Origin of the sequence: Mesorhizobium sp. M0239, from assembly GCF_040321815.1 — a bacterium.
Taxonomy (GTDB): domain Bacteria; phylum Pseudomonadota; class Alphaproteobacteria; order Rhizobiales; family Rhizobiaceae; genus Mesorhizobium.
Map to the genome: position 1 here is coordinate 50,974 of NZ_JAMYSG010000009.1, position 14,181 is coordinate 65,154.

Genomic DNA, 14,181 nt, shown 5'->3' on the forward strand with positions numbered 1-14,181 from the left:
CCCGCCATCTCATGCCGTGGCGATCCACCAGCGTTCGGCCATTTTCAGTCCATCGTTCTCCCAGTTGGGCGCCACATCACCGTGTGCGAGCTTTTTGGATTGCGCGCTTACGAAATTGTTGAAGACCAGCACGATGCTGCCGCCGTCATCGTGGGTTAACTGCTGCATCTCGGCATACATCGCCGCTCGCTTGGCCTCGTCCGTCTCGGCGCGCGCCTGGACAAGCAATTCGTTGAAGTGGGGATTTTTCCAGAAAGACTCATTCCAACTGGAGTCGGCGGCGAAGGCTTGCGTGAACATCCAGTCGGCCGTGGCCCGACCGCTCCAATAGGAAGCGCACCAGGGTTTCTTCAGCCAGACATTGTCCCAATAAGCGTCCTCGGCCTCACGCACGACATTGACGTCGATGCCGCATTGGGCTGCCGTTTCGCGAATGAGCGAAGCCGCGTCCACCGCCCCCGCAAAAGCGGCATCGGCCACCGAGAGGTCCACCTTCAGGTTCTCCATCCCGGCCTTTTTCAGGTAGTGCTTGGCCTTTTCCGGATCGAAGCTGTGTTGCGGTTGCGGATCCTTGGCGAATTTGATGGCCGGCGCGATCGGGTTGTCGTTGGCCACAGTGGCGTGGCCATGAAAGATCTTGTCGACGATTTCTTGGCGATTAATTGCCCATTTCAATGCCATTCGCACGTCCGGATTATCAAACGGCGCCATCGTGACATTCATCGGCAAGGTATAGTGCCCGTACCCAGTGACTTCGACGATTTCCACCTTGGGATTGCGTTTCAACATGCCGAGGGTCTTCAGGTCGGCGCGGCCGATATAGTCCACCTCCCCCGTGGACAGCGCCGCCATGCGGGCGGCAAGATCCGTGATGGCGATGAACTCCACCTCGTCGAGGTAGGGCTTGCCATTCTTGAAGTAGTTTGGATTGCGCTTGAGTTTGGCCGAAACACCGGGCTGGAAATTCTCGAGGACGAAAGCACCGGTGCGAACGCCTGAAGCCCAATCCGCCTTGCCGTCCTTGGCCGGCATGATGACCAGATGGTAGTCACTCATGATGTAAGGGAAATCGGCGTTGCCGTCCTTGAGCGTGAAGACCACCGTTTCCGGGCCGTCCGCCTTGACGTCGGCGACGGAGTCCAACAGCGATTTCGCCGCCGATTTGGTGTCCTTGCCCATGTGATATTGCAAGGAGGTCACGACGTCATCCGCCGCCACGTTCTTGCCGTTGTGGAAGGTTGCGCCTTTGCGCAGCTTGAAGGCCCAGGTTTTGGCCCCATCCGAAGTTTCAAAGCTCTCGGCGAGGTCCGGTTGGACATTGCCTTTGGCGTCGACCTCAGTGAGGCTGTTGGACAGCGAGCCCGAAAATGCGGTTTGTGTGAACGTGTCGGGGTAGCCGGCCGGATCGATCGAATCCGTCGTCGCGCCGTGAGCCATGCCGAGCTTGGCGAAGCCGCCCTGCATCGGTTCGGCCCGCGCCGTGCTCACGAACAGCCGGTCGGCGGCGGCAACGGTCAGGCCCGCGGCCAGCCCAAGATGAATGAAGTCGCGGCGGGAAACCTTGCCGCCCCCGATCAGGCTTTGCGCGATACCAAGCTTGTATTCAGATTCTGACATTTGACTCTCCCATTGCGGAGTTCTCCGCGTTATTTCTTGTCAAGCACCTGCGAACAGATCTGCTGGTTGGCGACGACCACCTTTCCTTCGAATTTCCAATCCCAATCGATCTGCGCCTGTCAGGCCGTCACATAGATGCCGCCGGCTTCAACGGTGACTGGGAATGTGCGCGCGCGAACGGACGGATCGACCAAGGCCGCGCCTGACTTGATGTCGAACTCCCAGCCGTGCCAGGCGCATCGAACGATCTCGTTTTCGCGATGATAGATGAATTGCGCCTGTTCAACGGGCGCGGTTGTGCCGCATTGCGGCCCCTCGCAAAGCGGAGCGCCGCGGTGCGGACAGACATTCAGCAGCGCGTGGAATGAATCTCCGATGCGGAAAATCCCGACCGAAAGGCTGCGGATCTTGGCGATGAACGGAGACCCTGTTTCGATCTCGTCGACGCGGCAGATATATGTCTTCTCGGGCATCATATGCTTCCTCAGGCGGCATTCGCGGCTTGCGCGCGGGGGATGCGTTTGTAGACTTCCAGCGCATTCAGTCCCATGATCTTGCCCTTCCAGGCAGGAGGGATTTGCAGCGTGTTGGCATCGTCGTAATCCCAGTGCGGATAGTCCGATGCAAACATCAGCGTGTTTTCGCCGTCCATCGCTTCGAGCGTGGACCAGAGATGTTGGATGTTTGCAGGCTGCTCCAGCGGCTGCGTGGAAAAGCGGATGTTGCGCCGGCAATATTCAGACGGCAGCATCTTCAGCCATGGCGTCTCCTTGCGCAGCGCTTTGTAATCGGCGTCCAGGCGCCAAAGGACCGACGGAACCCAGGCGACGCCGCACTCGATGATCACGAAGTAGAGGTCCGGCCATTTCTCGAAGACGCCATGGGCGATCATGCTTGCCACGTGCGACATCGCCGACATGTGCAGAATGGCATGCGTTTCCCAGAAGAATGTCGTCGGGGCAGGAGCAATGGCAGTTGAATTCACGCCGCCATGCCCGCCCAGATGAATGGCGAATGGCAACCCCACTTCCGCGCAGGCTTCGTAGATCGGATGGTAAAACGGGTCGCCATACGGCTTGACGGAACCCTGGGAAGCGAGAACCTGGACCATGCGCGGATGACTGCCAAGACGGCGTATCTCGGCGGCAGCGAGCTTCGGATCCTGTGGCGCGATGATGATCGAGCCCATGAAACGATCGTCTTTCGGCAACCACTGATCGATCTGATAATCGTTGTAAGCGCTGACCAGAGCGCTGGCATAATAAGGGTTAGCCAGGGTCGACGCCTCGATAGGCTCATCGCCGGTCAGGATCGCCACGTCGACTTTGTATTTGTCGAGGTGCTTCTCCTTCATGATGAGATAATTGTCGGCTTCTGTTTTCGGACGGATGTCCTTGCGGGAAAAATCCTGCGGGTGGAACCAGGGCCGATGACCATGCGGAAAGGCGCCAACGGGACCTGTTTTCTCGCCCTCGATGAACATGTCTTTCCACAAGCCGGAGAGATAGGGCTCCAACACGGTGGCGCTTGACCAGTAATTATGACAGTCGCAGTCGACTATGAACACTTCTTCCGCTCCGTATCCGTGTCTCGTCCCGCGGCGCTGCCGGCCGCTGATCTGCTGCAGCTTCCGCCTTGAGTATTGTTTGATCAAGCTTATGATACGTGGAATATGATCGAGTTTTTCGATTGGATATTTCATGCAACTTGATCACATCGAGACCTTTCTCGACATTATCGAATCGAGAAACTTCAATCGCACCGCGGATCGGCTAGGGTTGACCCAGTCGACGATCAGCACCCGCATCAAGAACCTCGAGAGCGCAATCGGGTCCGAACTGTTCCAGCGCGGACGCGCCGGGGCGGAGCCGACCGCCGCAGGGCGCCGGTTCGAAGCTTATGCAAGATCCTTGCTGTCCACATGGTCGCAGGCTCGCCACGATGTCCGGGCGTTCAATCGTTTCGAAGGCACCTTGCGCGTCGCCGCGCAGGTCGGGATGACCCGCTCGGTTTTGCCGGGTTGGGTCGAGACGCTGTGTCAGGCTCTTCCCAAATCGTCGATCCATGTCGAGTCGGATTATTCAAACCAGATGGTCAGCGACCTAAGCATGGGAAATCTCGACATCGCAGTGCTTTACGCTCCGCGATACCTACCCGAAATCTCCTATGAGCATTTGATGGTTGAGGAATATGTGATGGTTTCCACGGTGGCCAGAACCCTCTCGGAGGTCGATCCCGAAACCTACATTCGTCCGGGCTATACGGTCCTGCTGGAGAAGGCCCATGCCGAATTGCTCGGCGAGTTGGCGATCTGTCGCCTTTCCATGGGATCGGAAACCTTGGCGGAAATGATGCTACGGCGCACGGGCGGCACCTGCTATATGAGAAGTGACGATGCGCGCCGGTTCGCCCTCGAACGCCCATCGTTCATCGTCGAAGGCGCTCCGACGCTGCATCAGCCGGTACACACGGCCATCCTGGCGCGCCGCAAACACGAACCGATCATCCGCAAGGGAATCCGCGCCCTTCACGTTGCCGTGATGTCACTGGATATGTAATCGAAATAATCGATCATAACTTGGGAGGGATGCTTCTGTTGCGGGGGGCCTGGAACTGGCATCTTGGCTCGACTTCAAACCGAGATGAATGATGAACGCACACGTTTCCTTTGGGGCCCCCGACCTCCTCCCGATGAGGCGTCATCGGCAATGGGCACAAACCACATCGCAGCTTGTACTCTGCCGTCGTGTAATCGAGGAAACGCCCGATGTGAAAACCTTCGTTTTCACATCCCCGACGGATCGGATGTTCTGCTTCAGCGCGGGCCAGTATGTGCTCGTGCACCTTAAGATCGAGGGTGCCGCGGTGACGCGCTCCTACTCTGTTTCGTCACCACCGACGCGACCGCTCGACCTGCAGATCACGGTGAAGCGAACACCGGGCGGCCTGGTTTCGAATTGGCTCCACGACAATTTGGGGGCGGGCGACGAGATCGAGATCGAAGGGCCGCTCGGCTCATTCAATCTCGATGACCTGCCATATGAAAAGCCGCTCTTCCTTTCGGGCGGCAGCGGGATAACGCCGGTGATGTCCATGCTGCGTGCGCTTACCGACCGCGCGGCCGACCAGGATATCTCATTCGTTCATAGTGCCAGAACGCCTGGTGACATAATCTTTCGAGGGGAATTGGACGCACTTGCCTCTCGCTTGCCCAACGTAAAAGTAACGTGCGTTTGTAGCCAGGAAGATCCCACCTGGAGGGGGCCGACTGGCAGAATAGACAGCCAGATGCTGCTGACCCTCGTTCCCGATCTCCACAACCGCACTATCTTTGCCTGTGGCCCTGAAGCGTACATGAAAGCCGCACGTGCCTGCCTGGATGCGATTGGCGTGGCTCCGTCGCGGTACCACCAGGAGAGCTTCGGCGGCGTCAGCAGCCCTCAGTTGGAACCGGCCTCGACAATACCATCTTCGGTCCGTTTCGTCCGCTCCGGGATCGTGCATAACTGCTTGCCCGGAGAGACGCTGCTGGAGGCGGCACGCCAATGTGGCGTCTACGTCCCAACCGCCTGCCAGCAGGGAGTTTGCGGCACATGCCGCATCGCCAAGTTGTCCGGCGAAGTCGCCATGGAGGATCTCGGCGGTCTGGCCCCTGAAGAGAAGTCGGCCGGCTATGTCCTGGCATGTTGCAGCCGCCCGCAAGGAACGGTTTTGCTCGATCTTTAACCCCGGGTGCTTGGTTCAGCATTGAAGCCGGCGCAGTAGTGTTGAACTGCCGGCGAAGGCGTTGCCGGCGTAGCGGACTGATGCCCATCGACCCCAGCCGATATTGCTCAGAAGTCGAGAGCGACCATCATGCCGCGGACTTCGGCCATTTCCAGCAGCAGGTCTTGCAGTCTTTCGTCCAGCGCGGCACCGGTCAGCGCCAGAAGCTCGGTGATGCTCTCTCTCATCGATATGACGGCAGCGCCTGTCTTCTCGGCGAGCAGCCGACCGATGGCAGCTCGGATCAGGTCGTCCTGATCAGACATCGCTTCACCTCCCGACGCACTGCAACCTCCCCTTGCTTTCCATGCCTCACCGCCGCTTTCGACAACAGGGCGTGATTTCCCATACGGTATGATTTTCGATGCGACATCAGGCACCTTTGCTCATGCCAGCAGACCGTCTCGATGGGCCCGCCAGTCGTTCAACACCGACAATGAGGGCAGCAGCGAAAAAGGGCCGGGCTGGACCGTTTCAACCGCTGCAAGCAGCGCCAGCGGCACTTCGTGCCGATAAAGCCCAATGCACACGCCCCCTTCGACCGTTGCCGGCAATTCCGTGATTGTGTCGAAAATCGAAAACGTACCCGTTGGCTCTTCCACGATTTCGAAACGCCCCACCCGAAACCTCCCTCTGCACAAAAGTAGCGACCAACGCGGACATCCCCAACCGGTTCCCTGAGGCCGGCACTTTTTTTCGCGCCTTGGTTGTAGCGCATGCCGGCAGCACAGTCATGCCCGCAGGGCGCACAGTCAAAAATCGCTACGCACATTTTAAATCTTGACGCGTGTCAATTTTTTATAAAACATGCGCAAACGCCGGCATGGCATCGACCGGCGCTCTGGGAGGAGCAATGCCTGACGTCGAAAGTGCCCGAACCTGGGCTGCAGTCCGCACATCCCAAGCGGGCAGCATTCTGTTGGCGAGACCATCGCGCCGGGCGCCGGGCTCGCGCCCCGTCGGACATTGCAGTCGCCGGCCAGCGACATTGATGCAGCCCATAAAACAATCAGGAGGAGGAAAAACCATGCGTATGTTCAATTGCCTGAAGCTTGGCACGAACCTGCTTGGCGCAGGCATGCTTGCAGCCATCGTCGCAGCGCCTGCCCATGCCGAGGATGCGGCGAAAGTCGCGGCCATCGTCAAAGGCCTCGACAATCCGTTCTTCCAGACCATGCAGAAGGGCATCGAGGAGCAGGCCAAGGCAAACGGCGTGAATGTCAGCGTCCAGGCCGCCGCCAACATGGGTGACGCCACCGGCCAGGCCGACCGCCTGACCGCCATGGCCATGCAGGATTTCGATTGCTACCTGGTCAACCCGATCAGCGTCTCCAATCTCGTCCAGGCGCTGGTGCCGGTCGCCCAGAAGAAGAAGCCGATCGTCAACATCGACTCGACCATCGACCCCGAGCAGGCCAAGGCCGCCGGCTTTGCCGTCTCGACCTATATCGGCACCGACAATGTCGCCGCCGGCGCGCTGGCCGGCGAAGAGATGCTGAAGCTGGTGCCGAAGGGCTCCAAGGTCGCGCTGGTCGCCGGCATCGTCGGCGATGTCGGCTCCAACGCCCGCATCAAGGGCTTCAAGCAGGCGGTGGAAGGTAAACTCGACATCGTGGTGATGGTCAGCGCCGACTGGGATCGCGAAAAGGCGCTGACCGCCGCAACCGATATCCTCGCTGCCCATCCGGACCTCGCCGGCTTCTTCGCCGCCAACGACATCATGGCACTCGGCGTCGAGCGCGCCGTGCGGACCTCGGGCAAGGACGTCAAGGTGATCGGCCTCGACGGCATCGTCGACGCGCTGAAGTCGATCGCATCAGGCGAACTCACCGCCACCGTCGCCCAATATCCCTATGTCGTCGGCGCCATGGGCCTCGAGGCCTGTGCAGTGGCCGCCAAGGGCAAGGAACTGCCGGCCAACGTGCCAGCACCGGTGCTGTTGATCAACAAGGACAATGCCGAAGCCTCGCTGAAGAATTTTCCGCGTCCGGGCGGCGACTATCCCGATCCCTTCCGCGAGATGCTGAAGTGAGCACACCTGCAGACAACGCGCCCGCCGCCCATTCGGCGGGTGCGGAGGAGAGCCGTCCCTCCCTGGCGGCTCTCCTCCTCGATCCCTCCTTCTGGGCCGACTGGGCATCCGTCGTCGGCCTGGTCGGCCTCGTCATCGTCTTCGGCATCGCCCAGCCGGTCTTTCTCAGCGTCGCCAATCTGCAGGCGCTGTTGCTGGCGGCTGCGATCCTGGTCGTGCTGTCGATCGGCCAGACCTTCGTCATCGCCACCTCGGGCATCGACCTGTCGCTGGCGGCCGCCGTCATGCTCGGCGCCATCATCCTCGGCCTCGTCAATGCCGCCGACTACGGCATCTTCATCGCCTGCATGCTCGCGGTTCTCGCCACCAGCGCCGTCGGCTTCCTCAACGGGCTGATCATTACGGCAGGCAAGATCCCCGACTTCGTGGTGACGCTCGGCACGCTGTCGGGCATCACCGGGCTTGGGCTCATCCTGTCGGGCGGCGAACCGACCATGGTCGGCTCGACCTTCCTGCTCAGGCTCGCCTCGGGCTCGTTCGGACCGTTCGGCTATCCAGTCTGGGTGGCGATCGCAGCCGTCATCGTCGCCCATATCGCGCTCTACCACACGCGCTTCGGCGTGCATTTGCTGGCGACCGGTGGCCAAGCCGAAAGTGCCGGCGCGCTCGGCATCCGCACCAACCGGGTCAAGATCGCCGCCTATACAGTCTCGGGCTTCTGCGCCGGCATCGCGGCCATTCTTCTGGTCGCCCGCATCGGCTCGGCCGAACCGCAGATCAACACCAGCCTGCTCTTGAATTCGGTGGCGGCGGTGGTGCTGGGCGGCGTCAGCCTGTTCGGCGGCCGCGCCAGCATCCTTGGGCCGGCGATCGGCGCCTTGATGCTCACCGCGCTGGTCAACGGCCTGACTTTGCTCAACGTGTCGGCCTTTTATCAACCGCTTGCCGTGGGGGCCATCGTGGTGCTGGCGGCGCTGATCATGCGGTATCAGAAATGAGGGCTCCCGATCACATCCCCGCCGCGGACGCGATCATCGCCTGCGAAGGGCTGAGCAAGCATTTCGGCGGCATCCGCGCCTTCACCGACGTCGCCTTCCAGGCCCGTCGCGGCGAGGTCACCGCCGTCATCGGCGACAATGGCGCCGGCAAGTCGACGCTGATCCGCAGCCTGGTCGGCGTGCATCAGCCGGACACCGGCAATTTGTTCTTCGACGGACGGGCGCGGCCCTTCGCCAATCCCGACGAGGCACGCAAGGCCGGCATCGAGACCGTGCACCAGAACCTGGCGCTGATCGACGAACTGACGGTCGCGCAGAACCTGTTCCTCAACCGCGAGATCGTGCGCCGCATCGGCCCGTTCGCTTTCCTCGACCGCAAGGCGATGAAGCGCGAGGCCCGCTTAATGCTGTCGCGGCTGTCGATCAACGTGCCGTCGATCAACCAGCGTGTGCGGCGTCTGTCGGGCGGCCAGCGGCAGGCGATCTCGATCTGCCGCGCTGTCGGCTCCGGCGCCAAGCTGGTGGTGATGGACGAACCGACGGCGGCGCTCGGCGTGCAGGAGACGGCCAATGTCGAGGCGCTGATCCGGCGCCTGCGCGAGCAATCCGTCAGCGTCATCCTGGTCAGCCACAATTTCGATCAGGTCCGCCGCCTGTCCGACCAGATCTGGGTGATGCGGGCGGGAAAGATGGCGGCGACCGTGCGCGCTTCCGAAACGTCCGGAAATGAGCTCGTCGCGCTGGTAACCGGCGCGGCATAGTCCTGCAGCATCAGACTTGAAATCAAAGGGAGTTCGCCTGTGGCACCAATTCGTGTCGGACTGATAGGTCTTGGAGAGGTCGCGCAGTCGATCCATCTGCCTGTGCTGGGCGATCAGCGCGACCGCTGGGTGATCGCGGGCGTGTACGACGTGTCGCCCAGCCTGATGTCACTCGTCACCTCCGAATTTGCGACGGCAAAGGCCTTCGACACGGCCGAGGCGCTGATTAATTCGCCCGACATCGACGCTGTGTTCGTGCTGTCATCCGACGATACCCACAGCCGCTTCGTGCGGGCGGCGATTGCTGCCAACAAACATATCCTGCTGGAAAAGCCCGCTTGCCTCACGGTGCGCGAAATCGACGATCTGCTGGCGCTGATGCCGGGCTACGACAAGACCCTGTTCGTCGGCTATATGCGCCGCTATGCGCCCGCCTATCTGGCCGCCAGGGACGAGCTGCCCGCCTTCGCCGACATCACCCATGTCCGCATCTTCGACCTGATCTCGGAGGGCCGGCATTTCCTCAAGAAGAGCCAGAACGTCCTTTACCCCCAGGACATCGACCCTGCCCTGCTGGCGCGTGGCGCAAGCGAACGCGACGCGCTGATCCGCGAGGTGGTGGGCGCCGACGCGCCGGCCGATCTGGTGCGCGCCTATCGCGGGCTGACGGCACTTTCCTCGCACCACATTTCGGCGATGCGTGGGCTGATCGGCGAGCCGACGCGCGTGCTGGCCGCGCACCGCACCAACGGCGGCGCCAACACATCAGTCACCTTCGACTACGGCCATTTCGCCTGTCTCTACGACGCGGTGGTCGACGATCTCGGCTTGTTCGACGCCATGATCGAGGTGCGCTCGAACAACAGGCGGGTGCGCATCATCTACGACACGCCCTACATCCGCAGCCTGCCGACGCGGCTGGAGGTCACCGATGCCGGCCCGTTCGGCCCGGTGACGAAAACCCTCGGGCCTCTCTACGGCGATGCTTTCTCGAAAGAACTCGAGACTTTCCACCGCCACATCACCCAAGGCACAAAGCCGCTGACCGACCTCGCCGATTCCCGCCGCGACCTGGCGCTGATGGCCGAGATCATCGAGCGGATGAAGGAGAGTGGCGGGCGCTGAGGCGCTGCCTGCCGCCTACTTCCCACAGTGATGATCGTTGATCTTGTTCAACGCATTCGCGTCGGGTCCGACGCGATGATAGGAGCACGCGCCGGCTGCTGTCGTGACCAACTGCTGATCGTAGTAGCGCGGGCCGCCGAACAGGATGTCGATGAGATCGCCTTCGGCGGGAACGTAGCGTTCGGAGTGGACCCGGCGGTCGTGATACCGGTCGCCAGCGAAAGCCGGGGCGCAAACGCTTGAGCCCATGGCGACAGCGAGAGCTAGGATCGCAACGCATTTCGTGGTCATCGCCAATACCCTCCTGGCCATTTCCGGAATCACACCATACATCCAAAACCGCCAGCCGGACAAAAGTTCCGGAGATGACCGCGATAGGCTCTTGCCGAAGCCAGCTGCCTCGCTCATCCATGGTGCGTGGAAATGTGGGACCCGTGATGACCGATGCCGGCTTTCATCTCGTCGAAGCGACGATCGACCAATTGCGCCGCGCGCTCGATGACGGCACCGTCACCAGCGTCGAACTGGTCGGGGCGTATCTCAGGCGCATCGCGCATTTCGACCGGCACGGCATCAGCCTCAATGCCGTCCCGTTGCTCAACCCTGGCATGTTCGAGGAGGCTGCCGCCTCCGACCAGCGCCGCCGCAACGGCACCGTGCTCGGGCCACTCGACGGCATCCCCTACACCGCCAAGGACAGCTACAAGGTATCAGGCCTGACGGTCGCCGCCGGCTCGCCGGCCTTCGAGCATCTCATTGCCAATGAGGACGCCTTCACCATCGCCCGGCTGCGGGCCGGCGGCGCGGTGCTGATCGGGCTGACCAACATGCCGCCGATGGCCAATGGCGGCATGCAGCGCGGCGTCTATGGCCGCGCCGAAAGTCCGTACAATGGCGACTATCTCACCGCCGCCTTCGCATCGGGCTCATCCAATGGCTCCGGCACAGCGACAGCGGCCAGCTTCTGCGCCTTCGGGCTTGGCGAGGAAACCTGGTCGTCCGGCCGCGCGCCGGCCACCAACAATGCGCTGGTCGCCTATACGCCGTCGCGCGGTGTCATTTCGGTGCGCGGCAACTGGCCGCTGGTCCCGACCATGGATGTCGTCGCGCCGCACACGCGCAGCGTCCCCGACATGCTCGAACTGCTCGACGTGATTGTCGCCGACGACCCCGAGACGCACGGCGATTTCTGGCGCGCGCAGCCCTGGGTCAAGCTGCCGAAAAGCTCCGACGTGCGGCCGCCGCGCTATACCGACCTCACACTGGCGGGGTCGTTGAAAGGCATGCGGCTTGGCGTGCCCAGAATGTATATCGGCCGCGACACCGAGGCCGACAAGCCGATCGAAACCCGCGCCTCGGTACTTGCCCTGTGGGAGCAGGCGGCGGCCGATCTGAGGCGGCTTGGCGCCGAGGTGATCGAGGTCGATTTTCCCGTCGTCTCCAACTATGAACGCGACCGCCCCGGCGCGCGCAGCATGGTCGAGCGCGGGCTGGTGCCCCCAGAGTTCGCCGAGCGCGAGCTCTGGGACCTCTGCATCTGGGGCTGGGACGACTTTTTGCGCGCCAATGCCGATCCGGCGCTTCCCGATCTCGTCTCGGTCGATGGCCCAAAGATCTTCCCGCAACCGCCCGGCACGCTGTCCGACCGATACGAAGGCGGCTTCGACCTGAGGGTATATGTCGAGCGGGCACGGTCCGGCGTCACGCCCCTCGTGGACATTCCAACGCTGGAAGAGGGACTGAAGGGACTGGAAGCGACAAGGCGGATCGATTTCGAGGACTGGCTGGACGCGCAAGGCATCGACGCCGTGGTGCTGCCCGCCGCTGCCGATGTCGGGCCGGCCGATGCAGACATCGACGAGGCGTCCGCCGCCTTTGCCTGGCGCAATGGCACCTGGGTCGCCAACGGCAATCTGGTCTGGCGCCATTTCGGCATCCCCACCGTCACCGTGCCGATGGGTACGATGGCCGATATCGGTATGCCGGTCGGCCTGACTTTCGCCGGCAAGGCCTATGACGACGAAAGGCTGCTGCGCATGGCCGGCGATTTCGAACGCTCCACGCAGCGCCGCACCCGCCCGCCGCGCACGCCAGAACTTGCCGCCGATGTGTTTTCAGGCCGCCCCGCCCGAGCCGACGACAGCAAGGCGTCAGCGTTCGCCATCACGCTTGCCGCCGAGACGCGGCCTTTCGGCGATCAGGACGAGATCGTCATCACGCTCGACCTGCCAAATGAGGTGTCTGGGACGGCCTGCCTCAAGGTACATGTCAACGGAGAGGCCGTCGCGCTGCAGCGAAGCGGTGCGCGCTTCAGCGGGCACGCGCTCATTCCGGCCGCCGAGCATCAGCGCTTCCACAGCGTCTGGCGTGGCTCCTACGGTTCGATCGTCACAGCGGTGGTGTGGCTGGAGGATGGGCGCAGCGCCGGCGCCTATCTGGTTACGGGCGGGATTGGGTGAGGTTGCGCAATTCGTGCCTTAAGCCTCCCCGAATTCGTCATCCTAGGGCGGAGCAAGGAGCGAAGCGACGCGGTGCAGACCCTAGGATCCATGCCAGGACTGTGACCGAAGAATGCATCGGTCCAGAGCAATTGAGGTCAACTTTTCTTTCCAGATGCAGCGATTGCGACTGAAAGTTCTCCACCGTCGCACCGCACGGAAGTCGCGGCATGGATCCTAGGGTCTTCGCGACGTCGCTTCGCGACTGCTACGCCCTAGGATGACGAAGCGTGGGGTTCGCAAAAGTGACGTCAATCAACGATCGCCAACCTCTCGCAGTTCTGGCAGCGCCGTTCCCCTCGTCATCCACTTGCAAAGCGACTCTCGACATAGGCCAGGTCCCGCTGAATGACATCCCGCTTGTCTTGCGACAGACCGCCAAGCAGCTTTTCATCGAGATATCCTGCTCGAATAAGCTGCGCGAACACGAAGAGAAGCTGCGAATAGCGATAGTCGAACGTGCGATCGATTTCCCGTCGCTGTTCACGCAAATAGCCTTCGAGCTCCCACATCTCGGAGGGCTGCGTCACCGCACTCGCCTTGCTTTTGAAGTCGGCCATCGTCTTTGCGAGCGCCGCCTCAAGAGCGGTATCGAAGGCATGGCGCGCGAGCTTCTTTTCGGATCCGGACCACTCGAAATCACTCATTTGATATCTCCATGGATGCCCTGTGAATTCAACCCAGGTTTTCACGAAAACGTGCCTGCTGCTACCCCCGCGCCGCCCAAAGCAAACCCCGCTCCACCATCAGCGCCATTTCCGGCACCGCGAACTCATCCGCCGTGTGACCAAGGGAACTGTAGAAAACCTTCCCCGCCCCATAGCGCCGTTTCCAGACGACCGGCATGACGACGCCGCCTATCCCCGGAAAATGCGCGTCGGTGAAGGTGGTGGTCGCCAGCACCTCGTTGCTTGGGTCGACATGCATGTAATATTGCTCCGACCGGTAGGCGAAATCGCTGATACCTTTTGTGATCGGATCGTCCGGCCGGGTGATGGCGACGTGATAGTCGATGATGTTGCCGGGATGCGCGACCCATTGACCGCCGGTCATGAACTGATAGTCGGGCTCGTTGCGGAAACTGTCGCCCATCGTCCCGTGGAAACCGCCGAGTCCGCTCCCCCCGAGAACCGCATGCGTCAGGTTCTGCAGTTCGGTCTTCTCGATCGTCGACATGGTGATGACGGGCACGATGAGATCGAATGACGACAGCTCCGGATCGGCGAACATCGCCGTGCCCTCGCCCAACGTGACGTCGAAGCCGTTTCGCTCAAGCAAGGTGCGAACGATCTTCGCGCTCTGCTCCGGCGTATGGCCCTCCCAGCCGCCCCAGGCGATCAAGGCCTTCTTTGGCATGGTGTACCTCCCTTGGAGCACTCCGCTTC

General features: G+C 61.8%; 15 protein-coding genes. 7 read left to right on the plus strand and 8 right to left on the minus strand.

Translation table 11 applies throughout. The features are described 5' to 3' along the window. Positions 1-9 precede the first annotated feature (9 nt). The 3 genes from NKI99_RS11320 to NKI99_RS11330 all read right to left on the minus strand — a co-directional run bounded on the left by NKI99_RS11320 (position 10) and on the right by NKI99_RS11330 (position 3,184). Positions 10-1,617, minus strand: coding sequence for an ABC transporter substrate-binding protein (locus NKI99_RS11320; RefSeq protein ID WP_352610844.1), 1,608 nt, complete (start codon positions 1,615-1,617; stop codon positions 10-12). A 119-nt stretch (positions 1,618-1,736) separates the two neighbouring features. Beyond that, positions 1,737-2,090 carry a Rieske (2Fe-2S) protein gene (locus NKI99_RS11325; protein WP_023809364.1) on the minus strand — a complete coding sequence of 118 codons (354 nt, stop codon included), beginning with the start codon at positions 2,088-2,090 and terminating at the stop codon, positions 1,737-1,739. A gap of 11 nt (positions 2,091-2,101) precedes the next feature. Further along, on the minus strand, positions 2,102-3,184 hold the full coding sequence (locus tag NKI99_RS11330; protein ID WP_352610936.1) for an amidohydrolase family protein: 1,083 nt from the start codon (positions 3,182-3,184) through the stop codon (positions 2,102-2,104). 133 nt (positions 3,185-3,317) lie between these two features. Between NKI99_RS11330 and NKI99_RS11335 the strand changes: the two genes are divergently transcribed. Together NKI99_RS11335 and NKI99_RS11340 are read left to right on the plus strand one after the other, a co-directional pair. Beyond that, positions 3,318-4,175, plus strand: a complete 858-nt coding sequence (locus NKI99_RS11335) for a LysR family transcriptional regulator (RefSeq protein WP_023809366.1) — start codon at positions 3,318-3,320, stop codon at positions 4,173-4,175. Positions 4,176-4,386: 211 nt separating this feature from the next. Beyond that, positions 4,387-5,343, plus strand: a complete 957-nt coding sequence (locus NKI99_RS11340; protein WP_352610845.1) for an FAD-binding oxidoreductase — start codon at positions 4,387-4,389, stop codon at positions 5,341-5,343. Positions 5,344-5,450: 107 nt separating this feature from the next. Here NKI99_RS11340 and NKI99_RS11345 read toward each other — a convergent pair whose 3' ends face one another. Together NKI99_RS11345 and NKI99_RS11350 are read right to left on the minus strand one after the other, a co-directional pair. After that, entirely contained in the window at positions 5,451-5,648 is a 198-nt protein-coding gene (locus tag NKI99_RS11345) for a hypothetical protein (RefSeq protein ID WP_023809368.1), read from the minus strand. Between the two features lie 120 nt (positions 5,649-5,768). Continuing rightward, on the minus strand, positions 5,769-6,002 hold the full coding sequence (locus NKI99_RS11350; RefSeq protein ID WP_023809369.1) for a hypothetical protein: 234 nt from the start codon (positions 6,000-6,002) through the stop codon (positions 5,769-5,771). A gap of 407 nt (positions 6,003-6,409) precedes the next feature. On the opposite strand from NKI99_RS11350, the gene NKI99_RS11355 reads away from it, so the two are divergent. Genes NKI99_RS11355 through NKI99_RS11370 form a run of 4 tightly spaced genes read left to right on the plus strand, consistent with a single transcriptional unit; the run spans position 6,410 to position 10,298 of the window. Continuing rightward, positions 6,410-7,414 (plus strand): sugar ABC transporter substrate-binding protein, encoded by a 1,005-nt coding sequence (locus tag NKI99_RS11355; RefSeq protein ID WP_127294835.1) that lies wholly within the window; start codon positions 6,410-6,412, stop codon positions 7,412-7,414. After that, the gene (locus tag NKI99_RS11360; protein ID WP_352441779.1) at positions 7,411-8,412 is read left to right on the plus strand and encodes an ABC transporter permease; all 1,002 of its coding nucleotides are present in this window, start codon (positions 7,411-7,413) and stop codon (positions 8,410-8,412) included. The genes NKI99_RS11355 and NKI99_RS11360 overlap by 4 nt, the downstream gene beginning before the upstream one ends. Beyond that, the gene (locus NKI99_RS11365) at positions 8,409-9,173 is read left to right on the plus strand and encodes an ATP-binding cassette domain-containing protein (protein WP_352610846.1); all 765 of its coding nucleotides are present in this window, start codon (positions 8,409-8,411) and stop codon (positions 9,171-9,173) included. Before NKI99_RS11360 ends, NKI99_RS11365 begins: the two co-directional genes overlap by 4 nt. A 39-nt stretch (positions 9,174-9,212) precedes the next feature. Further along, positions 9,213-10,298 (plus strand): Gfo/Idh/MocA family protein, encoded by a 1,086-nt coding sequence (locus NKI99_RS11370; RefSeq protein WP_023809373.1) that lies wholly within the window; start codon positions 9,213-9,215, stop codon positions 10,296-10,298. 15 nt (positions 10,299-10,313) lie between these two features. On the opposite strand, the gene NKI99_RS11375 is transcribed toward NKI99_RS11370, so the two are convergent. Continuing rightward, the gene (locus tag NKI99_RS11375; protein WP_023809374.1) at positions 10,314-10,589 is read right to left on the minus strand and encodes a hypothetical protein; all 276 of its coding nucleotides are present in this window, start codon (positions 10,587-10,589) and stop codon (positions 10,314-10,316) included. A gap of 146 nt (positions 10,590-10,735) precedes the next feature. On the opposite strand from NKI99_RS11375, the gene NKI99_RS11380 reads away from it, so the two are divergent. Beyond that, positions 10,736-12,757, plus strand: a complete 2,022-nt coding sequence (locus NKI99_RS11380) for an amidase (RefSeq protein WP_352610937.1) — start codon at positions 10,736-10,738, stop codon at positions 12,755-12,757. A 341-nt stretch (positions 12,758-13,098) separates the two neighbouring features. Here NKI99_RS11380 and frp read toward each other — a convergent pair whose 3' ends face one another. Both frp and NKI99_RS11390 read right to left on the minus strand, forming a co-directional pair. Further along, entirely contained in the window at positions 13,099-13,443 is a 345-nt protein-coding gene (frp, locus tag NKI99_RS11385; protein ID WP_023809376.1) for a fluorescence recovery protein, read from the minus strand. Between the two features lie 61 nt (positions 13,444-13,504). Then, complete coding sequence (locus tag NKI99_RS11390) at positions 13,505-14,152, minus strand: ThuA domain-containing protein (protein ID WP_023809377.1); 648 nt, start codon at positions 14,150-14,152, stop codon at positions 13,505-13,507. Positions 14,153-14,181 lie beyond the last annotated feature (29 nt).

Bases quoted from the DNA above. Each gene is read 5' to 3' on its own strand.
- NKI99_RS11380 (WP_352610937.1), top strand. From the start codon at position 10,736: ATGACCGATGCCGGCTTTCATCTCGTCGAAGCGACGATCGACCAATTG.
- NKI99_RS11345 (WP_023809368.1), bottom strand. From the start codon at position 5,648: ATGTCTGATCAGGACGACCTGATCCGAGCTGCCATCGGTCGGCTGCTC.
- NKI99_RS11355 (WP_127294835.1), top strand. From the start codon at position 6,410: ATGCGTATGTTCAATTGCCTGAAGCTTGGCACGAACCTGCTTGGCGCA.
- NKI99_RS11390 (WP_023809377.1), bottom strand. From the start codon at position 14,152: ATGCCAAAGAAGGCCTTGATCGCCTGGGGCGGCTGGGAGGGCCATACG.
- NKI99_RS11375 (WP_023809374.1), bottom strand. From the start codon at position 10,589: ATGACCACGAAATGCGTTGCGATCCTAGCTCTCGCTGTCGCCATGGGC.
- frp (WP_023809376.1), bottom strand. From the start codon at position 13,443: ATGAGTGATTTCGAGTGGTCCGGATCCGAAAAGAAGCTCGCGCGCCAT.
- NKI99_RS11335 (WP_023809366.1), top strand. From the start codon at position 3,318: ATGCAACTTGATCACATCGAGACCTTTCTCGACATTATCGAATCGAGA.
- NKI99_RS11365 (WP_352610846.1), top strand. From the start codon at position 8,409: ATGAGGGCTCCCGATCACATCCCCGCCGCGGACGCGATCATCGCCTGC.
- NKI99_RS11320 (WP_352610844.1), bottom strand. From the start codon at position 1,617: ATGTCAGAATCTGAATACAAGCTTGGTATCGCGCAAAGCCTGATCGGG.
- NKI99_RS11325 (WP_023809364.1), bottom strand. From the start codon at position 2,090: ATGCCCGAGAAGACATATATCTGCCGCGTCGACGAGATCGAAACAGGG.